Genomic DNA, 21,860 nt, shown 5'->3' with positions numbered 1-21,860 from the left:
AGGAAATTCGATGAGCTTCTTGAAGAAACTGATGGTGACGGCGGCCTTCTCGGCCGCCATGTTCGTGAATGCCGCCTACGCGGAAAACGTCAAGATCGCGCTGGTGGTGAAGTCCCTCGGCAACGGCTTCTTCGATGCCGCCAACAAGGGCGCGCAAGAGGCGGCTAAGGAACTCGGCGACGTCGACATCATCTACACCGGCCCGACCAAGGCGACCGCCGAGGCGCAGATCGAAGTGGTCAATTCGCTGATCGCGCAGAAGGTCAACGCCATCGCGATTTCGGCCAATGACGCGGACGCGCTGGTGCCGGTGCTGAAGAAGGCGATGGAACGCGGCATCACCGTCATCTCCTGGGATTCGGGCGTCGCCAAGGAAGGCCGTCAGCTTCACCTCAATCCGTCCGACACCGGCCTGATCGGCGAGACCATCATCAAGCTCGCCGCCGACTATCTGCCGGAAGGCGGCGATGTCGCCATCCTGTCGGCTTCCTCGACCGCGACCAACCAGAATTCCTGGATCGAAGCGGCCAAGAAGGTGCTGCCGGAGAAGTTCCCCAAGATCAAGCTCGTCGCCACAGTCTATGGCGATGACGATTCGGCCAAGAGCACGGACGAAGCCAAGGGCCTGTTGAAGTCCTATCCGAACCTCAAGGCGATCATCGCGCCGACCACCGTCGGCGTCGTCGCCGCCGCCCAGGTCGTCACCGACGAGAACCTGATCGGCAAGGTCAATGTCACCGGCCTGGCGCTGCCGTCCGAGTTCAAGAAGTTCATCGACAACGGCGCCAGCCAGGCCGTTGCGCTGTGGAACCCGATCGACCTCGGCTACTCCGCCGTCTACCTCGCCCACGACCTGGCGGTGAAGAAGGAAGAGGCCAAGCCGGGTGCGACGCTGTCGATCGGCCGCGTCGGCAAGGTCACGCTCGACGACACCAACTCGGCCGCGATGGCTCCGCCCTTCCAGTTCGACAAGAGCAACATCGAGAAGTTCTCCAAGATCTATTGATCTCGGAGCTTTCAAGTTGCCGCGGCGGGACTCACGTCCCCCCGCGACTTCAAACGGACCTAGTTTCAGGGCTTGATACGGATATGGACACGACGGCCCGACATAGCGAGACCGACGAGCGGCTTCCCGCCTCCGCTCCCCGCCTGGCGCTGTCCGGCATCTCCAAGAGCTTCCCCGGTGTCCGTGCCCTGCACAATGTCAGCCTGTCGCTCTATCCCGGCCAGGTGACCGCCCTGATCGGCGAGAACGGCGCCGGCAAGTCGACGCTGGTCAAGATCATGACCGGCATCTACCAGCCCGATGCCGGCACGATCAGCATCGACGGCCAGGCCGTCGCACTGCCCAGCGCGCACGCCGCCTTCGGCCATGGCGTCACCGCCATCCATCAGGAAACCGTGCTGTTCGACGATCTCAGCGTCGCCGAAAACATCTTCCTCGGCCATGCGCCGCGCACGCGCTTCGGCACCATCGACTGGCGCACGATGCGCAAGAATGCGCACGAAGTGCTCGACACCATGCATGCCGGCCATATCGATGCCGATGCGCGGCTCAGGGATCTCGGCATCGCCAACAAACATCTTGTCGCCGTCGCACGCGCCATGTCGATCGACTCCCAGATCGTCATCATGGACGAGCCGACCGCAGCCCTTTCGATGAAGGAGATCGAGGAGCTTTTCCTTTTGATCGAATTCCTCAAGGAGCAGGGCAAGGCGATCCTGTTCATCAGCCACAAGTTCGACGAGATCTATCGCATTGCCGATCGCTACACGGTGTTCCGCGACGGCGAGATGGTCGGCGAAGGCCTGATCAGGGATGCCGGCCAGAGCCAGATCGTGCGCATGATGGTCGGCCGTTCGGTCGACCACATCTTTCCGCAGCGCAAGGCCGAGATCGGCGCGCCGGTGCTTTCCGTTTCCGGCCTGTCGCATCCGACCGAGTTCAGGGATATCGGCTTCGAACTGCACAAGGGCGAGATTCTTGGCTTCTATGGCCTGGTCGGCGCCGGGCGCAGCGAGGTGATGCAGGCGATTTCAGGCATTACCCGCATAAGCGCCGGCACGATCACGCTGGATGGCAAGGCGATCGCGCCGAAATCGGCCGCGGATTCGATCGAGGCCGGCATCGTCTACGTCCCGGAAGAACGCGGCAAGCAGGGCGTGGTTATCGGCCTGCCGATCTTCCAGAATGTTTCGCTGCCATCGCTCGCCCGCACCTCCAAATCAGGCATGCTGCGGCTGGCGGAGGAGTTTTCGCTGGCCCGTTCCTACACGGAACGGCTCGACCTCAGGGCCTCCTCGCTCAGCCAGGATGTCGGCACGCTATCGGGCGGCAACCAGCAGAAGGTGGTCATCGCCAAATGGCTGGCGACCGCGCCCAAGGTGATCATCCTGGACGAGCCGACCAAGGGCATCGATATCGGCTCCAAGGCCGCCGTGCACGGCTTCATGGCCGAACTGGTGGCGCAGGGCTTGTCGGTAATCATGGTGTCGTCCGAACTGCCTGAAATTCTCGGCATGTCCGATCGCGTCGTCGTCATGCGCGAGGGCCTTGTCGCGGCGGTCTACGACAACAAGGGACTGGATGCCGAGACGCTGGTCAGGACAGCAGCAGGGATCGCGGCATGAAAGCTTTCCTCAAATACCGCGAAATCTGGCTGCTCGCGGCCATCGTCGCCTTGATCGGGCTGATCTCGACGCGCTTCCCCGCCTTTGCCGACCCCGGCAATCTGCGCCAGGTGTTCAACGACACCTCGATCCTGATGATCCTGGCGCTCGGCCAGATGGTCGTCATCCTGACGCGCTCGATCGACCTGTCGATGGCGTCGAACCTCTGTTTCACCGGAATGGTGGTGGCGATGCTGAACGCCGCGCACCCGGCGATCCCGATCCCGCTGCTGATCGTCATCGCGCTCGCAGTCGGGCTGGTGCTCGGCGCCATCAACGGCCTTTTGGTGTGGCGTCTGAACATCCCCTCGATCGTGGTGACGCTGGGCACGCTCACCATCTATCGCGGCGCCACTTTCGTCCTGTCCGGCGGCGCCTGGGTCAATGCCGACAGGATGAGTCCGGATTTCATCGGCTTCCAGCGCGCTGCTTTCCTCGGCATTCCGGTTCTGTCCTGGATCGCCATCCTGGTGATCGCGCTGTTCTTCGTGCTGATGACGCGCACCGCGCTCGGCCGCTCGATCTATGCCATCGGCGTCAATCCGACGGCGTCCGTCTATACCGGCATCGATGTCGGGCGGACCAAATTCATCGTCTTCTGCATCTCCGGCATGATCGGTGGCCTCTGCGGTTATCTCTGGATCTCGCGCTATGTGATCGCCTCGGTCGAGGTCGCCAATGGCTATGAGTTGAACATCATCGCCGCCTGCGTCATCGGCGGCATCTCGATCGCCGGCGGCATCGGCTCGGTCGGCGGCGCAGTGCTCGGCGCGCTGTTCCTCGGCATCATCTCCAACGCTTTGCCGGTCATCAACATCTCGCCCTTCTGGCAGATGGCGATTTCGGGCAGCGCCATCATCCTGGCGGTCGTGCTCAACGCGCGCGGCGAACGCCAGCAGGGCCGCATCATCCTCAAGAAAGTGGAAGCGGTGACATGACCGACGTCCCCGCCCCGCGCCACATTCCCGACCGGCTCGACAAGCCGCTCTCTTCGGCGATCTTTTCGTGGGAAGCGCTGCTGGTCGTGGTGGCCATCGCCATCTTTGCCATCAACAGTTTCGCCTCACCCTATTTCCTCGATCCGTATTCGCTGTCCGATCTCACCTTCAATTTCACCGAGAAGGGCCTGATCGCGTTCGCCATGGCGCTGCTGATCATTTCGGGCGAGATCGACCTGTCGGTGGCCGCCATCATCGCGCTCGCCTCGACCATGATGGGCATGGCGGTGCAGGCCGGCGCCGACACGCCGACGCTGGTGGCGATCGGCGTCGTCGTCGGGCTCGGCTGCGGCGCCTTCAACGGACTGCTGGTCACGCGCCTCGGCTTGCCTTCCATCGTCGTCACCATCGGCACGATGAGCCTGTTTCGCGGCATCGCCTTCATCACTCTCGGCGACCAGGCCTACAAGGGCTATCCCGAAAGCTTCGCCTTCTTCGGCCAGGGTTATGTCTGGTGGGTGGTGTCGTTCGAACTGGTGCTCTTCCTCATCGCGGCCGTCATCTACTGGTTCCTGCTGCACCGGACTAGCTTCGGCCGCCGGGTCTTCGCGATCGGCAACAATCCGGTCGCGGCGCAGTTTTCCGGCGTGCGCGTCGGCCGTATAAAATTCATCCTGTTTTGCCTGACCGGCCTGATGTCGGGCATCGCCTCGGTGCTGATCACGTCTCGGCTCGGCTCGACGCGTCCGTCGATCGCACAGGGCTATGAGCTGGAGGTCATCACCATGGTGGTGCTCGGCGGCGTCAGCATCCTCGGCGGCGCCGGCAGCATCGTCGGCGTGGTGCTTGCCGCCCTGATCATGGGGCTGGTGACCTTCGGCCTCGGCCTGCTCAACGTGCCCGGCATCGTCATGTCGATCTTCATCGGCCTGCTGCTGATCACCGTCATCGCGCTGCCGATCGTCTGGCGGCGGCTGCGCGGGGGACGCCTGGCCTGATGCCCGAGAAATACGCATTCAAGATGATGCTCAAACCCGGCATGAAGGCCGAGTACAAAAAGCGCCACGATGAAATCTGGCCGTCGCTGGTCGCGTTGCTGAAGCAGGCCGGCATCTCCGACTACTCCATCCATCTCGACGAAGAGACGAACATCCTGTTCGGCGTGCTGTGGCGGCGCGATGATCACGGCATGGACGATCTGCCTAAGCATCCGGTGATGCAGCGCTGGTGGGCTGAAATGGCCGACATCATGGAGGCGAAACCGGATAACGAGCCGGTGGCGGTGCCGCTGGAAATGATGTTCCATATGGAATGAGCGCGGTCCGCCACATCGCCGTCATCGACATCGGCAAGACCAATGCCAAGGTGGCGCTGGTCGATCTCGCCACATTGAGGGAGGTGACGCTGCGCCGGGTGGCGAACGCGCCGGTGCGACAAGCGCCCTACCCGCATCACGATGTCGACGCGCTGTGGGCGTTCATCCTCGACAGCCTTGCCGACCTCAATCGCGAACAGCGCATCGACGCAGTTTCGATCACCACGCATGGCGCGACCGGCGTGCTGGTCGATGCCACGGGCGAGCTGGTGCTGCCTGTCCTCGATTATGAATACGATGGGCCCGATGAGCTGGCGTCCGACTATGACGCGATCCGCCCGCCCTTCTCCGAGACCGGCACGCCGCGCCTGCCGCTCGGCCTCAATCTCGGCGCGCAATTCTTCTGGCAGCAGCAAAGTTTCCCGACGGAGTTCGCCAGGGCAGCCGCGATGCTGATGTACCCGCAATACTGGGCGCTGCGCCTGACCGGCGTGGCCGCCAACGAGGTCACCTCGCTCGGCTGCCACACCGATTTGTGGAACCCCTGGACGGGGGATTTTTCGGCGCTGGTCGATCGCCTGGGCTGGCGCGAGCTGATGGCGCCGGTGCGGCCGGCCAGGGACCGGCTTGGCTCGATCCTGCCCGCGCTTGCGGAGCGGACCGGGCTCGATCCACAAACCCCGGTCTTTTGCGGCCTGCACGATTCCAACGCCTCGCTGCTGCCCCACCTCCTGTCAGATGCGCCGCCCTTCTGCGTGGTCTCGACCGGCACCTGGGTGGTGTCGATGGCGGTCGGCGTCAAGACGGTGGCGCTCGATCCGGCAAGGGATACGCTGGTCAATGTCAATGCGCTCGGCGACCCCGTGCCCTCGGCGCGGTTCATGGGTGGCCGCGAATTCTCGCTGCTGACCGAGGGCTCGGCGCAGAGCTGGAGCGACAGCGATGTCACCGCGGTGCTGGCGCGCAAGACATTGCTTTTGCCTTCGATCCAGCAAGGCTCGGGGCCGTTTCCGCATCACACCGCCGCATGGCGCAAGGGCGAGGCGATCCCTCCCGGCCAACGCTTTGCCGCCATCTCCTTCTACCTGGCGCTGATGACGGCGACCTGCCTCGACCTCGTCGGCGGCGATGGCCCGACGACCGTCGAGGGGCCTTTCGCGCGCAATCAATTGTTCACGCGGATGCTCGCCGCGAGCACTGGCCGCGCCGTCATCGCATCGGAAGCCGCTACCGGCACCAGCATCGGGGCCGCCCTGCTTGCATCGGACCAGCGCGCGGCGCATGGCAAAGGTCAAACACTGGAGCCGCCGGCCGATCCGGCCTGGGCGGAATATATCAGCGCGTGGCGGGCGGCCGTCGAGGCTATTGGCTGATCAGAGAATTCGCTTACCGAAGGCCGACATGACGAAGTTGACCGCGTCGCTACCGATCCTGGGCTCCAGATCGGTACTCAGGCCGGAGACATCCATCGACAGCAGCCCGCCGGAAAGCGCGATCGCCTCCATCGCCTGATGCGTCTCGCGGACGGTGAGGCCGCCGGAGCCAGCCGCCCAGCCGGCGAATTCGGTCGCCGTGGGCGAATAACTGACATGAAACCCTTGCGTGCCCGAGGTGGCGATACGGATTGCCTCGTGCATCAGGTCGCGCATGCCCATGGCGTCGATATCGGTCATCGTGAAGGCCGAGACGCGCGAATCCTTCAGGACCCGCACTTCCGCAGGGTCGGCATGGCGCAGTCCGATGATGACGACGTTTTCCGGCGACAGCTGCGGCTGCAGCGCGCCGGCCTTGTGGTCGAGGCCAAGCGAGCGCGCCAGTACCGACGCCTCCGGCAGGTCGATGCCATCTTCGTCCTCCGGCATCAGCGCGGCGATGGAATCGATCCAGATCAGGCCGAAGGAGTGGGTCGCGCGGGCCGTTGCGGTCAGCGCCTTGTGCGCGATGCGACGATCGGCGCCGGCGGCGAACCGGATCAGGCCCGAGGGCGGTCGATCGACATCGGCCAGTTCGACGACGTCGAAATTCATCGCCTCCAGCCGGGCGCCGGTTGCTTCGCGCGCGAGGATGCGAGCCGCTTCCGCTTCGGCCGAGATCGACACCATCTTGCGGCCGGAGAAATCCGCGACATCGTGCATCGGTGCTTTTTCGACATATTCCGAGGTCATCGCCAGAAGCATGGCGCCGTAGCTCATGCGGAAGGCGACGCGGTCACCAACGGCGAGCGGCGGGTCGGCATCCTGCACATCGAGCAGCAGATGGTCACTGGAGGCGCCGAGCACCCTTATCCCCTTGGCGATCGGCGTCAGTCCCTCGACCAGTACGTCCTCGCGGCCGATATTGGCGATGGCGCGCAGCCTGTCGCCTTCGTCGGGAAAGACCGGCTGGTTGCCGAAGGCGTCGTAGCCGGAGGTGCCGATCGGCCGCGACGGCTTGAGCTTGACCTCGATGACGTCGCTGGTCAGCCGGCAGGCATCGGGTTCGAGTTCCGCCCATGGGACATCGCGGAAGGTCTCGACACCGCCCTGCAGGATCGCCTCGCCGATGCGCAAATTGTTGATGCCGGCCGGCAATTTGCCTTCAAGCAGCAGCGGCAGCGACGACGACGCGCCGCCGGAGATGAAGTCCAGGCTTTTCCCGGACAGGCGTTCGGTCTTGTAGGCATGAGCGACGAGCTGGCCGAGATTTTCCTCCGTCGGCATGATGGCGCCGAAGCAACCGAGATTGGTGCCGATGCCGGCGATGCGCACGCCCTTCATGTCGAGAATCCGCTCGACGGTGGGGATGAGGTCGTTCGGCCAGATGCCTTCGCGGAGGTCGCCGAGATCGATCATCAGCATGATGTCGTGGACGCGGCCCATACGCTCGGCGGTGCGCGAGATCTCGCGGATGATCGTCAGCTCCGACTGCAGGCTGACGTCGACGGTGCGCACCACCTCCTCGACGCGCGCCATCGGCGGGCTGCGCAACAGCATGATCGGCGCGCTGATACCGCTGTCGCGCAGCCGGCGGATGTTTTCGAAACGCGACTCGGCGATCCCGGAGACGCCGCCGCGCAGCATGGCGCGCGCCACCTGCGGCATGCCGCAAGTGCCCTTGGTGACGCCGAAAACCTTGATGCCCGAAAGCGCGCAGCGGTCCACAACGGTGCGGGCGTTGCGCTCGATGCGGCCAAGGTCGATGGCGACTTGCGGTCCCGACATCCTATCCCCTGTAGACCAGGCCTTGCGGGTCGATCTCCGGCTTGCGGCCGGCGATGAGGTCGGCGAGAAATTTTCCCGAGCCGCACGCCATGGTCCAGCCGACATGGCCGTGGCCGGTGTCGAGGTAAAGGTTGCGGTATTTCGCCTGGCCGATGACCGGCACCGAGTTCGGCATCATCGGCCGCAAACCTGCCCATAGCTCGGCCTTCCTCTCGTCGAAAGCACCGGGGAACAGGTCCTTGCCGGTTCTGAACATGGTGGCGAAGTCGCTGGGTTTGTGGGTGCGGTCGAAGCCGGTGAATTCGGCGGTCGAAGCCAACCGCAATCGATTGCCGAGGCGCGAATAGGCCATCAGCTGATCCTCGTCGGCGCCGCCCATGGTCGGGCCTTTGCTCTCATCCTCCAGCGGAATCGTCGCGGTATAGCCCTTCACCGGATAGACCGGCAGGTCGATGCCGTAGCGCCGGCCGAGCAGGCCGCTCTCCGGCCCCATCGATATGACCACCGCATCGCCGGCGATCGGTCCGGACGAGGTCATCACGGCGCGCACCCGGTCGCCTTCGATGTCGAGGCCCTCGACCGTCGTCCCATAAAGGAATCTCACGCCAAGCTTTTCGGCGGCATAGGCAGCGAGGTTTTCCACGAACTGCCGGGAATCACCGGTCTGGTCGATCGGCGAGTAGACACCGCCGGCGATCTTTTCCTTCACCCCGGCAAGACCTGGTTCAAGCTCGACCAGCCGGTCGCGGCCGACGATCTCGATGGGCAGGCCATGCTCGGCCAGATAGCGGTAATTGTCGGTGCCGGTGTCGAGACTGTGCTGCGAGCGGAAGAAGTAGAGGATGCCCTTCTTGCGCTCGTCATAGTGGATGCCGGTATCGGCGGATATGGCGTTGATGCAGTCGCGCGAATAGAGCGCCAGCCGCAGCTTGACCTGGCTGTTTGCCCGCAGGCGGGCCACCGTGCACTGGCGAAGGAAGCGCAGGCTCCAGGCGAGGAAATAGGGATCGAAGCGCAGCCGCACCTTGATGCCGAGATCATGATTGTAGAGCCCGCGCAGGAACGTCTTGAGTGCCGCGGGCGAGGCCCAGGCGGTGGCGTCACCTGGAGACACCAGCCCGGCATTCGACTGGCTGGTGCCTCGCGCCGGCGCCGCATGACGCTCGATCACGGTGACCTCGTGGCCGTCGGCGGCCAGATAGTAGGCTGCCGCCGTACCGACGACGCCGGCACCAAGCACCGTTATCTTCATGCCATCCCCCAAAGCTCATTGCGGCACCGCGCCTCCACGCTGTGTCGCGAACACTTGCATAGCGCGTCGCCGCGCGCCTTGCGAGCCCTGGGCTTGTGAGCCCCTGGGGAAAGCGCGCTCAGCCCCGCGCGGAGTTCTTGCTGGTCAGGATGCGTTCCCAGGACAGCGCGTCGTTGACGATCTGGTCGAGATCGTCGCGTTGCGGGGTCCAGCCCAGTTCGGACCGGGCGAGATCGGAATTCGCAACCACCGCCGCGGCATCCCCGGGACGCCGGTCGCCCATCCTGACCTCGAAATCATGGCCGAAGGCACGCCGCACGCTTTCGATCACCTCGAGCACCGAATAACCGTGGCTGTAGCCGCAATTGGCGACGAGGCTGGCGCCCCCGGCGCGCAGCCGCTGCAAAGCCAGGCGATGCGCGGCGGCCAGATCGCTGACGTGGATATAGTCGCGCATGCAGGTGCCGTCCGGCGTCGGATAGTCGGTACCGAAGACCTGCATGAAGGGTCGCTTGCCGAGCGCGGTCTCGCAGGCGACCTTGATCAGATGGGTGGCGCCCGGAGTGGACTGGCCGGTGCGGCCCTTCGGGTCGGCGCCGGCGACGTTGAAATAGCGCAGCGCCGTGTAGCGGATGTCGTGCGCAAGGGCCGCGTCGCGCAGCATCCACTCGCTCATCAGCTTGGACAGGCCATAGGGCGATTCCGGCGCCAGGCGGGCATCCTCGCGCACCGGCTCCAGCCCGGCGCCGCCATAGACGGCGGCTGTCGAGGAGAAGATGAAATTCGGCACGCCTTCGCGGACCGCTGTTTCGATCAGCGTGCGGGTCTTCGAGGTGTTGTTCTCGTAGTAGGCGAGCGGATCGGCTACCGATTCCGGCACCACGATGGAGCCGGCGAAATGGATGATGGCGTCGACATGATTGTCCCGGATGATCCCGCCGACCAATTCCTTGTCGGAGACATCGCCGACAATCAGCTTTGCCTCCGGCGCCACTGCCCATTCGAAGCCGGTGGAAAGGCGGTCGAGAACGACCACGCTTTCGCCTGCATCCAGCAATTCCCAGACCATATGGCTGCCGATATAGCCGGCGCCGCCTGTCACCAAAACCGTCATCCCAAGTCCTCGCTTACCCAAGATTTATCGGAAACTGTCTCAACAACCGCCTTACTGGAAAGCCCCGCGCATGACCATTAGAACGAGAGGTAACCGGCGTTCACTTGATGTGGCATCATGCGGAAACAAAAGTGATCCACTGAGCGTGTGGTGAAGCGGAATAGGCCACGATCCGCCAACGTTAGGAACAGGTGCGGGGCGTGGCATTTTGACCAAAATGGCCCGGTGGACGGCCAAAAGGCCAATGATTATGATGCCGCGCAAAATTGGGAAGTCGACATGAACTATCAGCGGTTTTTCGAGGAAGCGATCGATCAGCTCCATGCCGAGCGTCGCTACCGCGTCTTCGCCGACCTGGAGCGTATCGCGGGCAAGTTTCCGCGCGCCGTCTGGCGTTCCAACGGCCGCGCCGAGGAAATCACCGTCTGGTGTTCCAACGACTATCTCGGCATGGGCCAGCATCCTGACGTGATCGCCGCATTCCAGAACGCGGCCGGCAAGATGGGATCGGGCGCCGGCGGCACCCGCAACATTTCCGGCACGTCCAACCCGCTGGTCGAGCTCGAGCATGAGCTGGCCGACCTGCACGGCAAGGAAGCCGCCTTGGTATTCACCTCCGGCTTCGTCTCCAACGAGGCCTCGATCTCGACCATAGCGCGGCTTTTGCCCAATTGCCTGATCATCTCGGACGAACTGAACCATGCCTCGATGATCGAAGGCGTGCGGCGCTCGGGCGCCGAGAAAAAGATCTTCCGCCACAATGACGTCGCGCATCTGGAAAGCCTGCTGCAGACCGCGGGGCGCGAACGCGCCAAGCTGATCGTCTTCGAAAGCGTCTATTCGATGGATGGCGACATCGCGCCGATCAAGGAGATCGTCGAACTCGCCGAACGCTACAACGCCATGACCTATATCGACGAGGTCCACGCCGTCGGCATGTACGGACGGCGCGGCGGCGGCATCACCGAGCGCGAAGGCCTGGCCGACCGCATCGATATCATCGAAGGCACGCTGGCCAAGGCGTTCGGCACGCTGGGCGGCTACATTACCGGCACCAGCGCCGTCATCGACGCGGTGCGCTCCTACGCGCCGGGCTTCATCTTCACCACCGCGCTGCCGCCGGCGATCGCCGCGGCCGCCACCACCTCGATCCGTCACCTGAAGCGCTCGCAGGCCGAGCGCGACGCCCAGCAGCAGCAGGCGAGCCGAACCAAGCAGATCCTGTCGGCGGCCGGTCTGCCGGTGATGGAATCGCCGACACATATCGTGCCGGTACTGGTTGGCGATCCTGAACTCTGCAAGATGGCGAGCGACCGCCTGCTCGGCGTCCACGGCATCTACATCCAGCCGATCAACTACCCGACGGTGCCACGCGGTACCGAACGGTTGCGCATCACGCCGACGCCGTTCCATTCCGATGCGCTGATCGCCGAACTGCAGGACGCGTTGGTGGAAACCTGGGACGCGCTCGGCATCCCCTTCGGTTCGGCGGGACGGCCCTCAGTGACCAAGAGCGACCGCATCATTCCACTGCTGGTGCCCAAGTCGGGCGGCTGAAGCCCGTTTGAAACTCTACTCCGACGGCCAGCTGACGCGGCTTTCAATTCGGGCTTCGTCAGAGTTCAGACAGTCTTCATCCACCTTGCCAGCCGGTTTGCCGCATCCTCGAGCTGGTCGAGCCGGCGGTGGAAGCACAGCCGCAGGAACGCTTCGCCACCGGGCCCGAAGGCGGTGCCGGGCGCCAGGCCGACATTGGCCTTGTCGACGATTTCGAAAGCGGCTGCCCGCGAGTCCGTGATGCCGTCGACGGTGAAGAACAGGTAAAATGCGCCCTGCGGCACGGTGAAGCGCGCCTTGCCGGTTTCGCCCAGAATGCCGCAGACCAGGTCGCGCGCTTGCCTCGCCCGCTCCACCTGTTCGGCGACGAAGGCATCGCCCTCGTCGAGCGCCGCGACCGCGCCGCGCTGCATGAACTGGGCCACGCCCGAGTTCGAATACTGGATCAGGTTCTCGAACACCTGCTGCAGGCTTGGATGCGTCTTGATCCAGCCGACGCGCCAGCCGGTCATCGCCCAGTTCTTGGAGAAGCTGTTGACGAACAGGATGCGGTCTTCCGCCTCCGCGATGTCGAGGAAGGACGGCGCGCGGCCGTGACCATAGTGGAACAGCGAATAGATCTCGTCGGCGATGATCCACAGGCCCTTGGCGCGGGCGAGATCGAGGATCGCCCGCAAGGTCTCGTGATCGGCGGTCCAGCCGGTCGGATTGGACGGCGTGTTGATGAACAACGCCTTCGTGCGCGGTGTGACCGCCGCCGCTATTTTCTCGACGTCGCATGACCAGCCATTTCCGGAATGGTCGAGCGTGACCGGCACCGGCACGGCACCCGCGATGGCGGCGGCGGCGTCGAAATTCGGCCATGCTGGCGACAGGTAGATCACCTCGTCGCCGGCTCCCGCAAGCGCGTCGAGCGCCAGCTGGATGGCATGCATGCCGGAGCCGGTGACGATGAATTGCTCCTCGGCGAAGGTCTTGGCGAAGTGCCTTTCGTAGTAGCGTGCCAGCGCCTGCCTGAGATCGGGAATGCCCCTCTGCCAGGTGTAGAACGTCTCACCGCCGGCCAACGCCTTCGACGCCGCATCCGTGATGAAGGACGGCGTCGGCAGGTCGCCCTCGCCGGCCCAAAGCGGGATCAGGCCTTCGCGCAATCTGCCATAGTTGACGACGGCGACGATACCGCTTTCGGGCGCGGCCAGGGCCTCGGGGCGCAGGGTCTGGATCAAGGTCATGGGCAGGTCCATTGTCTCGGGGCGTTCGCAGGTGCTGTTTACCAGATGCGAAAACAGAAAACCCCGGCCGCGAACGACCGGGGTTTTGGTCCAGAAGAACCCTATCCGTCTATCGCCTGGCCAGCAGATCGCGGATTTCGGTCAAAAGCTGCACATCGGCCGGCGGTGGCGCGGCCGCTGGAGCCGGCTTTTCCCTTTCCAGGCGCCTGCGCATGTTGTTCACGGCCTTGACCATGAGGAAGATGATGAAGGCTAGGATGATGAAATTCAGCACCACGGTGATGAAGCTGCCATAGGCAAAAACAGCACCTTGCTTTTTGGCTTCCGCCAGCGAGGTGGCGTTGACGGCCGAGGAAAGCCCAAAGAAGTAGTTGTTGAAGTCCAAGCCGCCGAAGATCGCTCCGACAATCGGCATGATGATGTCGTTGACCAGGGAATCGACGATCTTGCCGAAGGCAGCGCCGATGATGACGCCGACGGCCAAGTCCATCACATTGCCCTTGGAAATGAATTCCTGGAATTCTTTCAGCATTCGACCCTCCTTATCATGGCGGGCCGCGCAGCCGTCCCATCCCGGAAGCACCGCCCCGGCGACACCATAACAAAAACCTCAAGTTGCAACATGGGCAAAAAGGAGAAAACCACCGGTTTCGCCTTACCCTGCGTTACCTCTTTGAAATCAGGTGCCCAAAGCCGTGATGGACTTGGCGCCCAAGCTGTGATTGCGTCTGACCCGGCCAGGTGAAAATCGGCACAGGGAGGATCTTGCCGGCGTGCAGGGCTTGTTCATCGTCATCATCGCGATCGCCTATGTGACGCTGCTGTTCGCCATCGCCAGCCTGGGCGACCGCCGCTCGGCCTTGTCAGGGCCCAGCAGGGCGCGACCTTTCATCTATGCGCTCAGCCTTGCCATTTACTGCACGTCCTGGACCTTCTTCGGCTCGGTCGGCCTTTCCTCCGAACGCGGCCTCGAGTTCCTCGGCATCTATACCGGCCCGGTGCTGGTGTTCGTGTTCGGCTTTCCCTTGCTCAACCGCATCGTGCGGCTGGCCAAGACCGAGAAGATCACTTCGGTCGCCGACTTCCTCGGCGCCCGCTACGGCAAGAGCTTCACCGTGGCAGCCATCGCCACGCTGATCGCCACGATCGGCGCCGTGCCCTATATCGCGCTGCAATTGAAGGCGATCTCCGGCTCGGTCAGCCTGATGGTCGAGCATTATACGGGCTCGCCGCCGTCCTTCGATCCGTTCGTCAGCGACATCTCGCTGGTCGTCGCCATGCTGCTTGCGCTGTTCGCGGTCCTGTTCGGCACGCGCCACGCCGATGCCACCGAACACCAGGATGGGCTGGTGCTGGCGGTGGCGGTGGAGACCGTGGTCAAGCTCGCCGCCTTCCTGGCCATCGGCCTGATGGTCACCTTCCTGATCTTCGGCGGCCCCGGCGACATGTTCGACCGGCTGGCCGAGAATGGCCAGGTGCGGCAGGCAATGGGCTATTCGACATCGCTGGCCACCTGGCTGGTGCTGACGTGCCTGAGCGGCTTTGCCATCATCCTTTTGCCGCGGCAGTTCTACGTCACCATCGTCGAGAACCGCAGCGAGGCCGAACTGCGCACCGCGACCTGGGTGTTCCCGCTGTATCTCGTGGCGATCAACCTGTTCGTGCTGCCGATCGCCTTTGCCGGCCTGACGCTGGTCGGCGCGAGGACGAGCAGCGACCTTTACGTGCTGTCGCTGCCGCTGTTCAGCGGCCACGATTTCCTGGCCATGGCCGCCTTCATCGGCGGCTTGTCGGCGGCAACCGCCATGGTCATCGTGGAGAGCGTGGCGCTGTCGATCATGATCTCCAACGACCTGATCATCCCGCTGTTCGTGCGCCGGCTGTTGCGGACGACCACCTCGGAGAACGAGGATTGGTCGACGCTCATCCTCAATGTGCGGCGGGCGTCGATCTTCATCCTTTTGTTCATCGCCTTTCTCTATTATCGCGAGAGCACCAACAGCGCCCGGCTGTCCTCGATCGGCCTGATGTCCTTCGCCGCGATCGCGCAGTTCGCCCCTGCCCTGATCGGTGGGCTGATCTGGCGCGGCGCCAATGGCCGGGGTGCGGCACTCGGCATGGTCGCCGGCATCCTGGTCTGGGGCTATACGCTGCTGGTGCCGTCGCTCGTCGCGCCCGATACAGGCGTCATCGTCCACGGACTGTTCGGCTTCGAGGCACTGCGGCCGCAGGCACTGTTCGGCACTGTCGCCGAGCCGCTGAACCACGGCGTGCTGTGGAGCCTGTCGGTCAACGCGCTGTTTTTCGTCTTCGGCTCACTGTCGCGCGCGTCGGTACCGCTGGAGCGCATCCAGGCATCGATCTTCGTGCCGCGCGAAGCCGGACCGATGCCGAGCCTGCGCCGCTTCCGCACCGCCATCACCGTCAACGACCTCAAGGATACGATCGCACGCTATCTCGGCGTCGAACGAACCGAGCGGTCGTTTCAATCCTTCGAGAAGAGCAATGGTACCTCGCTGCATGGCAACGAGCAGGCCAGCATGGACGTCATCCGCTTTTCCGAGCAGCTTTTGGCCAGCGCCGTCGGCTCCTCCTCGGCACGGTTGATCCTGTCGCTGCTGTTCCGGCGCCACGACCGCGAATCCCGCGACGCCTTCCGCCTGCTCGACGACGCCACGGAAGCGCTGCAGCACAACCGCGACCTGCTGCAGATCGCGCTGGACCAGATGGAGCAAGGCATTACCGTCTTCGACCGCGATTTCCGGCTGATCTGCTGGAACCGCCAATACCGGGCGCTGTTCGACCTGCCCGACGAGATGGGCCAGGTCGGCGTTTCGCTCGACCAGATCCTTCGCCATCTGGCCGAACGCGGCGACATTCCCGCCGACCAGCGCGTGACGATGCTCAACCGGCTGACCAGCTTCGTCAGCCCCTGGCAGACGGAGCTGAAGACCAGCGGCCGCATCCTCGAACTGCGCTCCAACCCGATGCCTGACGGCGGCATCGTCGCCACCTATGCCGACATTTCCGGCCGCGTCGAACAGGATCTCGCGCTGAAAAGCGCCAATGAATCACTGGAGCAGCGCGTCAGGACCCGCACCATCGAACTGACTGGGGTCAACGAGGAATTGACCCGGGTCAACGAGGAACTGGCGCAGGCCCAGATGCTCGCCGAGGAGGCCAATCTCGGCAAGACGCGCTTCCTTGCCGCCGCCGGTCACGACATCCTGCAGCCCTTGAACGCCGCCCGGCTCTATTGCTCGTCGCTGATCGAGAAGGCCGGCAAGGGTCCGGCCGGCAAGGCGGCCATCAACATCGAATCCTCGCTGGAATCGGTCGAGACCATTCTCGGCGCCGTGCTCGACATTTCGCGCCTCGATGCCGGCGCCATGAAGCCGGACGATACCGCCTTCAACCTCGACGGCCTGCTCAGCCAGATCGGCAATGATTTTCGACCGATGGCCGCGGCAAAGAAGCTCGAGCTGACCATCATTGCGTCCTCACTGACCGTGATGACGGACCGCAACCTGTTGCGCCGCCTGATCCAGAACCTGGTTTCCAATGCCATCAAGTACACCCGCCAGGGGCGCATCCTGGTCGGCGTGCGGCGGCGCGGCGAACTGGCGGAGATCCAGATCATCGACACCGGCATTGGCATCGCCGGTGACAAGCTGAACACCGTCTTCCATGAGTTTACCCGACTGGACGAAGGCGCACGCGAAGCAGAAGGTCTTGGTCTTGGCCTGTCCATCGTCGACCGCATCGCCAGGGTGTTGCGGCTTGAGATCCGTATCTTCTCCAACCCGGGCAAGGGCACGCGCTTTTCCGTCATCCTGCCGGTGGCGGCCGCGCAGGTGCCGCGACGCGAGGTCGAGACCAGGGCGCCGGCCCGCGCGGCGGCTTCGCTCTCCGGCCTGCATGTGCTGTGCATCGACAATGACATCCGTATCCTCGAGGGTATGCGGCTGCTGCTCGAGGGCTGGGGCTGCAATGTCGCCACGGTGACCGGCTCGGAGGATCTGGAGAGGGCCGCGATCGACCGTCCGGACATCGTGCTTGCCGACTACCATCTCGACCGCGAAACCGGTCTCGATATCATTATCAGGCTGCGAGCGGCCCACGGCGACGACCTGCCGGCCGTGCTGGTCACGGCCGACCGTTCCAACGAGGTACGAGCAGCCGCGGCAGGCCTCGACATCCCGATGATCAACAAGCCGTTGAAGCCGGCGGTGCTGCGTTCGATGATGGCCAGGTTCAGGCCGATGGTGCGGGCGGCGGAGTGACGTCCAAGCGCCTGAATCAGGCCCGGTGCTCCAGGGTTTCGAGATAGGCGCAGAACATGTCGGGGAGCGCATCGGAATGGCCGATGCGGCGAGCCGAAGGTCAAAGTTCCGACTGAGCCGAGGCAGCCGGCACTCAACCCGCCGGCTGCAGCGGGTCACTGCCTATCTTGGACAGCAGGATCACCGCCTGGGTGCGACTGTCGACGCCGAGCTTTTGCAATATGGCCGAGACGTGCGCCTTGATCGTCGCCTCGGAGACGCCGAGTTCATAAGCGATCTGCTTGTTGAGCAGGCCCTCGGCCAGCATGCCGAGCACCCGGGTCTGCTGCGGGGTCAACGTCTGCAATCGTTTGATCAGGTCCGATATTTCAGGATCGCGTTCGACGCCGAGATCGACGCCGACAGGTGCCGCGATATCGCCGGCAAGCACCGACTGCACGGCGCCGCGGATTTCCTCCATGCTGGCCGACTTGGAGATGAAACCGGAGGCGCCGAGATCGAGCGCGCGCCGTATGGTCGCCGGGTCGTCATGCGCCGACACCACGATCAGCGGCACCGCAGGATGGATACCGCGCAACGAGATCAGGCCGGAGAGGCCGCTGGCGCCGGGCATCGACAGGTCGAGCAGCACCAGATCGACATCTTCATTGGCCACGACCAATGCCTTGGCGCTTTCGAAATCACCTGCCTCATGGATGGCGGCGACATTGCCGATGCCGGCAAGCGCTTCGCGCAGCGCGCCGCGAAACAGCGGATGATCGTCGGCGATGACGAAAGAATAGCCTGACGGCAAATGTCCCTCCCCGAATCCCCGATTTACTGCTTTTTGCGGGATCAGTTGGACGATTATGAGGGGCTGCGCACTGTTTTCAAGCGGCAAAGCCAGCGCGCCGCGTTTTCCCTTGTCTATGGCGCTCAGGTCTTCTGCGAGTTGGGCCGGGCGCCGTCGCCGCTGTCCTTGTCCATATCCTTGACGATGCCCATGAAGCTCTTCAGGAAGCGCTCCATGTAGCTCATCGTCGTGTTGAAATCCTCCTCGCTCGGCAGTTTCGATTCGAGACGGGCGGAGAGCGAATTCTCCAGCTTGGTGACGCGCTCGTCCATCGCCTTCATCGAGGCCTGCAAGCGATCGACCTCGTCCTGGTAGGCGGCGCGTTCATCGGCCGCCATCTTGCAGACGAGCTGGCCCGAACGCTCCTCGCAGATCGACATCGCGCCGGTCTGCGTATCCATGCGGATATAGCCGGTGGCCGACTTTTCCAGCCGGTAGCGGTCCGTTTCTTCCGAATAAGCTGAAGCCGCGACCAGCGAAACGAGCGCGGCGGGGATCAAAATGTGCTGCAGACGCATGTTGTCCTCCATGGCCAAGGCCTCAAATATCGCATGTTTGCGCCGGAAATGGGGAAGACCCTTGGCGTGGCCTTCCCCGCGCGACTGGTTCGGATTATAGCGCAACCATGTCACAGATTATCTACAAGATAACTCCGCAAGCGCCTTGGCGCGAGGCAGAAGCCAAAGGCGGCTTCGCCGGAGCGCCGATCGACACCGCCGACGGCTTCATCCATTTTTCGACGGCGGCGCAGGCCAGGGAAACCGCGGCAAAGCATTTCCAGGGCCAGACCGACCTTCTGCTGGTCGCCGTCGACGGAGCCCGCCTGGGTGATGCGCTGAAATACGAAATCTCGCGCGGCGGCGCGCTGTTTCCGCACCTCTACGGCGTGCTCGACCTGAAAGCGGTGCTCTGGGTCAAGCCGCTGCCGCTTGGGGCCGACGGTACCCACCAGTTCCCGGCCCTGGAGGGGCAATGAGCGTGCTCGACCGGATCGGCCAGAAACTGCTGTTCACCTTCGATCCGGAAACCGCGCATGGCCTGTCGATCGCGGCACTGCGCTGCGGCCTGCCGGGCGGCGCGCGGACGGTACGCGATACGAGGCTGAAGGTCAGCCTTTGCGGTCTCGATTTCCCGAACCCACTTGGCATGGCGGCTGGCTACGACAAGAACGCCGAAGTACCCGACGCGCTGCTTGGCCTCGGCTTTGGCTTTGCCGAAGTCGGCACGGTGACGCCGCTGCCGCAGGCCGGCAACCCGAAGCCACGCATCTTCCGGCTGACATCGGATGAAGCTGTCATCAACCGGCTGGGCTTCAACAATGAGGGCCATGCGGCCGCCGAAAAAAGGCTTGTGGCGCGCTTGGGGCGCGACGGCATCGTCGGCGTCAACATTGGTGCCAACAAGGACAGCGCCGACCGCGTCGGCGACTATGAGAGCGGCGTTTCCCGCTTTGCTCCTTATGCCAGCTATCTCACCGTCAACATTTCCTCGCCCAACACACCAGGCCTGCGCACCATGCAGGCGCGCGAGCAGCTCGGCGAATTATTGTCCCGCGTCATGGCCGCGCGCACTGCAGCGTCCGCGCAGCCGCCGATTTTCCTCAAGATCGCGCCGGATCTGGTGAAGGCCGAACTGGAGGATATCGCCGCCGAGGTCATCGAAAAGCAGATCGACGGCATCATCGTTTCCAACACAACCATTTCCCGCCCGGCGCTGCGCAGCGACGATGCCGCGCGGGAGACAGGTGGGCTTTCGGGAAAGCCGCTATTCGAGCGCTCGACCATCGTGCTGGCCAGGATGCGCAAGCTGCTCGGGCCCGAAATGGCCGTCATCGGTGTCGGCGGTGTCAACTCAACGGAGACGGCGCTGGAGAAGATCCGCGCCGGCGCCGATCTCGTCCAGCTCTACACCGGCATGATCTATGGCGGACCGGCGCTGCCGGGCCGGATCGTCGCCGGGATGGTACGTTTTGCCGAGACGAAAAAACTCAGGTCGATGCGCGAGTTGCGCGACAGCCATCTCGACCGATGGGCGTCGAAGCCGCTCAGCTGAACGCGGTTTGCATCCGCAGCCGCAGAATTGTCAGCAGGCTCAATCCACGCACCAGCAGAAAGACGTGCAGCGCCGCCCACAGGCCGTGATTGCCGAAGGCGGGCGCCAGCGTGATCAGCGCGGCGGCAAAGGCGAGGAATGACAAGAGCATCATGTTGCGCATGTCGCGCGACCAGGTGGCGCCGATGAAGACACCATCCATCTGGAAGGCAAGCACACCGCTCAGCGCGGTGAACGCGGCCCAAGGCAGGTAGGTGTCGGCCACGGCGCGGACCTCCTGCGACGTCGTTACGACGGCGATCAGGTTGGTGCCGGCGATGAGCAGCGCCAGCGTCGCGGCACCGGCCAGACCAAGGCCCCAGAACAGGGTCAGCCGCACCGCCTGCCGGAAGGGCTGTTCGGCACGCGCGCCGACAGCGCGGCCGGCGAGTTGTTCGGCGGCAGTGGCGAAACCGTCGAGGAAATAGCCGGCGACGAGAAAGAAGTTCATCAGCACCGCATTGGCGGCCAGCGTCACCGTGCCGAACTGCGCGCCCTGGCGGGTGAACAGCGCGAAGGCGGCGAGCAGCGAGAACGAGCGGATCATGATGTCGCGGTTGAGCGACAGCATGCGCAGGAAGGCGCCCATATCGAGCAGGCGCTGCCGAGGCAGGGGCGGGGTGGATCGGAACCGGCGAACCACGATCGCGAGACCAAGCAGCATGGCGAGGAATTCGCCGGTGACGGTTGCCCAGGCGACGCCGGAAACACCCCAGCCGAGCTCAAGGCCGAGCAGGAAGCACAGCGCGATGTTGGTGCCGTTCAGCACCAGTTGGAGGATCAACCCGAGCCCGCCCTCGCCGCGCCCCAGCACGTAGCCGAGGATGGCGTAGTTGATCAGCGAGAACGGGGCGGCAAGCAGCCTGATCCTGATGTAGACACCCATCGCGTCGCTGACGCGTGGCCCGGCGTCCATGAACCACCGGCCGCCAACGGCGATGAGTGGTGAAAGCGCTGCCAGCACGACACCGGCAACGACCGCGATCAGCACGGCGCGCCAGAACACCGCCTGTTCCTCCAGCGCGTCTCCACGCCCGAAAGCCTGGGCGACGAGGCCGGTGGTACCCGAGCGCAGAAAATTGAAGGTGGTGAAGACGACGTCGAAAGCCAGCGCGCCGGCGGCCAGGCCGCCAAGCAAGGCGGCGTCACCGAACTGGCCGACAACAGCTGTATCGACGAGGCCAAGCAGCGGCGTCGTCAGATAGGCGAGCGTCATCGGCACGGCGATGGCAAGCACCGACCGGTTGGTGACGGAAAATACTTTGGCGTCGGCTAGGATGGCGCCCTTGTCCAAAGGATTGCTGCCTTGCTGATTTGCGGCTTGATCGGGGAACCGATGTGCCCCATTTTCCGGCCACCGCGCAATCGCCCTTCCG

18 protein-coding genes are annotated in these 21,860 nt (G+C 64.1%); 10 read left to right on the top strand and 8 right to left on the bottom strand.

From position 1 onward, the window contains the following. Window positions 1-10 precede the first annotated feature (10 nt). The 6 genes from rhaS to LB571_RS08595 all read left to right on the top strand — a co-directional run bounded on the left by rhaS (window position 11) and on the right by LB571_RS08595 (window position 6,296). Entirely contained in the window at window positions 11-1,006 is a 996-nt protein-coding gene (rhaS, locus tag LB571_RS08620) for a rhamnose ABC transporter substrate-binding protein (protein WP_015319234.1), read from the top strand. An 83-nt stretch (window positions 1,007-1,089) separates the two neighbouring features. Next, the gene (locus tag LB571_RS08615) at window positions 1,090-2,631 is read left to right on the top strand and encodes a sugar ABC transporter ATP-binding protein (protein WP_015319235.1); all 1,542 of its coding nucleotides are present in this window, start codon (window positions 1,090-1,092) and stop codon (window positions 2,629-2,631) included. Next, complete coding sequence (locus tag LB571_RS08610) at window positions 2,628-3,608, top strand: ABC transporter permease (protein ID WP_015319236.1); 981 nt, start codon at window positions 2,628-2,630, stop codon at window positions 3,606-3,608. The genes LB571_RS08615 and LB571_RS08610 overlap by 4 nt, the downstream gene beginning before the upstream one ends. Next, window positions 3,605-4,606: an ABC transporter permease gene (locus tag LB571_RS08605; protein ID WP_224593686.1), complete on the top strand. Its 1,002-nt coding sequence runs from the start codon at window positions 3,605-3,607 to the stop codon at window positions 4,604-4,606. Before LB571_RS08610 ends, LB571_RS08605 begins: the two co-directional genes overlap by 4 nt. Then, complete coding sequence (gene rhaM, locus LB571_RS08600) at window positions 4,606-4,923, top strand: L-rhamnose mutarotase (protein WP_140660704.1); 318 nt, start codon at window positions 4,606-4,608, stop codon at window positions 4,921-4,923. Before LB571_RS08605 ends, rhaM begins: the two co-directional genes overlap by 1 nt. Beyond that, window positions 4,920-6,296, top strand: coding sequence for an FGGY-family carbohydrate kinase (locus LB571_RS08595; protein WP_140660703.1), 1,377 nt, complete (start codon window positions 4,920-4,922; stop codon window positions 6,294-6,296). The genes rhaM and LB571_RS08595 overlap by 4 nt, the downstream gene beginning before the upstream one ends. Here LB571_RS08595 and LB571_RS08590 read toward each other — a convergent pair whose 3' ends face one another. The 3 genes from LB571_RS08590 to galE all read right to left on the bottom strand — a co-directional run bounded on the left by LB571_RS08590 (window position 6,297) and on the right by galE (window position 10,489). Next, window positions 6,297-8,123: an alanine racemase gene (locus LB571_RS08590; RefSeq protein WP_224593683.1), complete on the bottom strand. Its 1,827-nt coding sequence runs from the start codon at window positions 8,121-8,123 to the stop codon at window positions 6,297-6,299. 1 nt (window position 8,124) lies between these two features. After that, window positions 8,125-9,375 (bottom strand): D-amino acid dehydrogenase, encoded by a 1,251-nt coding sequence (locus LB571_RS08585; protein ID WP_224524594.1) that lies wholly within the window; start codon window positions 9,373-9,375, stop codon window positions 8,125-8,127. Window positions 9,376-9,493: 118 nt separating this feature from the next. Further along, window positions 9,494-10,489: a UDP-glucose 4-epimerase GalE gene (gene galE, locus LB571_RS08580; RefSeq protein ID WP_140614724.1), complete on the bottom strand. Its 996-nt coding sequence runs from the start codon at window positions 10,487-10,489 to the stop codon at window positions 9,494-9,496. A gap of 279 nt (window positions 10,490-10,768) precedes the next feature. Here galE and hemA point away from each other — a divergent pair, with 279 nt between their 5' ends. After that, a complete protein-coding gene (gene hemA / locus LB571_RS08575) occupies window positions 10,769-12,046 on the top strand; it encodes a 5-aminolevulinate synthase (protein WP_224588059.1) in 1,278 nt (425 codons plus the stop codon). Between the two features lie 65 nt (window positions 12,047-12,111). On the opposite strand, the gene LB571_RS08570 is transcribed toward hemA, so the two are convergent. Together LB571_RS08570 and mscL are read right to left on the bottom strand one after the other, a co-directional pair. Next, a complete protein-coding gene (locus tag LB571_RS08570) occupies window positions 12,112-13,278 on the bottom strand; it encodes a pyridoxal phosphate-dependent aminotransferase (RefSeq protein WP_141906087.1) in 1,167 nt (388 codons plus the stop codon). Window positions 13,279-13,387: 109 nt separating this feature from the next. After that, window positions 13,388-13,810 carry a large conductance mechanosensitive channel protein MscL gene (gene mscL, locus LB571_RS08565; RefSeq protein WP_015319245.1) on the bottom strand — a complete coding sequence of 141 codons (423 nt, stop codon included), beginning with the start codon at window positions 13,808-13,810 and terminating at the stop codon, window positions 13,388-13,390. 241 nt (window positions 13,811-14,051) lie between these two features. Here mscL and LB571_RS08560 point away from each other — a divergent pair, with 241 nt between their 5' ends. Continuing rightward, on the top strand, window positions 14,052-17,561 hold the full coding sequence (locus LB571_RS08560) for a NahK/ErcS family hybrid sensor histidine kinase/response regulator (protein WP_224593679.1): 3,510 nt from the start codon (window positions 14,052-14,054) through the stop codon (window positions 17,559-17,561). A 133-nt stretch (window positions 17,562-17,694) separates the two neighbouring features. On the opposite strand, the gene LB571_RS08555 is transcribed toward LB571_RS08560, so the two are convergent. Together LB571_RS08555 and LB571_RS08550 are read right to left on the bottom strand one after the other, a co-directional pair. After that, the gene (locus LB571_RS08555; protein WP_224593676.1) at window positions 17,695-18,354 is read right to left on the bottom strand and encodes a response regulator transcription factor; all 660 of its coding nucleotides are present in this window, start codon (window positions 18,352-18,354) and stop codon (window positions 17,695-17,697) included. A gap of 122 nt (window positions 18,355-18,476) precedes the next feature. Next, window positions 18,477-18,911 carry a hypothetical protein gene (locus tag LB571_RS08550; RefSeq protein WP_015319249.1) on the bottom strand — a complete coding sequence of 145 codons (435 nt, stop codon included), beginning with the start codon at window positions 18,909-18,911 and terminating at the stop codon, window positions 18,477-18,479. Window positions 18,912-19,018: 107 nt separating this feature from the next. On the opposite strand from LB571_RS08550, the gene LB571_RS08545 reads away from it, so the two are divergent. Together LB571_RS08545 and LB571_RS08540 are read left to right on the top strand one after the other, a co-directional pair. Next, window positions 19,019-19,369: a DUF952 domain-containing protein gene (locus LB571_RS08545; RefSeq protein ID WP_224593672.1), complete on the top strand. Its 351-nt coding sequence runs from the start codon at window positions 19,019-19,021 to the stop codon at window positions 19,367-19,369. Then, window positions 19,366-20,445, top strand: a complete 1,080-nt coding sequence (locus LB571_RS08540) for a quinone-dependent dihydroorotate dehydrogenase (protein ID WP_224593668.1) — start codon at window positions 19,366-19,368, stop codon at window positions 20,443-20,445. The genes LB571_RS08545 and LB571_RS08540 overlap by 4 nt, the downstream gene beginning before the upstream one ends. Here LB571_RS08540 and LB571_RS08535 read toward each other — a convergent pair. Continuing rightward, window positions 20,438-21,778: an MATE family efflux transporter gene (locus LB571_RS08535; RefSeq protein ID WP_224593666.1), complete on the bottom strand. Its 1,341-nt coding sequence runs from the start codon at window positions 21,776-21,778 to the stop codon at window positions 20,438-20,440. The two genes, LB571_RS08540 and LB571_RS08535, sit on opposite strands and share 8 nt — an antisense overlap. Window positions 21,779-21,860: the final 82 nt, after the last annotated feature.

Source organism: Mesorhizobium sp. BR1-1-4 (assembly GCF_020165375.1).
GTDB classification, from domain to species: domain Bacteria; phylum Pseudomonadota; class Alphaproteobacteria; order Rhizobiales; family Rhizobiaceae; genus Mesorhizobium; species Mesorhizobium australicum.
This window is presented reverse-complemented; position numbering and strand designations above follow the sequence as displayed.

Coding starts and splice junctions, on each gene's coding strand:
- LB571_RS08610 (WP_015319236.1), top strand. CDS start 2,628: ATGAAAGCTTTCCTCAAATACCGCGAAATCTGGCTGCTCGCGGCCATC.
- mscL (WP_015319245.1), bottom strand. CDS start 13,810: ATGCTGAAAGAATTCCAGGAATTCATTTCCAAGGGCAATGTGATGGAC.
- LB571_RS08590 (WP_224593683.1), bottom strand. CDS start 8,123: ATGTCGGGACCGCAAGTCGCCATCGACCTTGGCCGCATCGAGCGCAAC.
- LB571_RS08545 (WP_224593672.1), top strand. CDS start 19,019: ATGTCACAGATTATCTACAAGATAACTCCGCAAGCGCCTTGGCGCGAG.
- galE (WP_140614724.1), bottom strand. CDS start 10,489: ATGACGGTTTTGGTGACAGGCGGCGCCGGCTATATCGGCAGCCATATG.
- LB571_RS08540 (WP_224593668.1), top strand. CDS start 19,366: ATGAGCGTGCTCGACCGGATCGGCCAGAAACTGCTGTTCACCTTCGAT.
- LB571_RS08570 (WP_141906087.1), bottom strand. CDS start 13,278: ATGACCTTGATCCAGACCCTGCGCCCCGAGGCCCTGGCCGCGCCCGAA.
- rhaS (WP_015319234.1), top strand. CDS start 11: ATGAGCTTCTTGAAGAAACTGATGGTGACGGCGGCCTTCTCGGCCGCC.
- hemA (WP_224588059.1), top strand. CDS start 10,769: ATGAACTATCAGCGGTTTTTCGAGGAAGCGATCGATCAGCTCCATGCC.
- LB571_RS08595 (WP_140660703.1), top strand. CDS start 4,920: ATGAGCGCGGTCCGCCACATCGCCGTCATCGACATCGGCAAGACCAAT.
- LB571_RS08550 (WP_015319249.1), bottom strand. CDS start 18,911: ATGCGTCTGCAGCACATTTTGATCCCCGCCGCGCTCGTTTCGCTGGTC.
- LB571_RS08615 (WP_015319235.1), top strand. CDS start 1,090: ATGGACACGACGGCCCGACATAGCGAGACCGACGAGCGGCTTCCCGCC.
- rhaM (WP_140660704.1), top strand. CDS start 4,606: ATGCCCGAGAAATACGCATTCAAGATGATGCTCAAACCCGGCATGAAG.
- LB571_RS08585 (WP_224524594.1), bottom strand. CDS start 9,375: ATGAAGATAACGGTGCTTGGTGCCGGCGTCGTCGGTACGGCGGCAGCC.
- LB571_RS08605 (WP_224593686.1), top strand. CDS start 3,605: ATGACCGACGTCCCCGCCCCGCGCCACATTCCCGACCGGCTCGACAAG.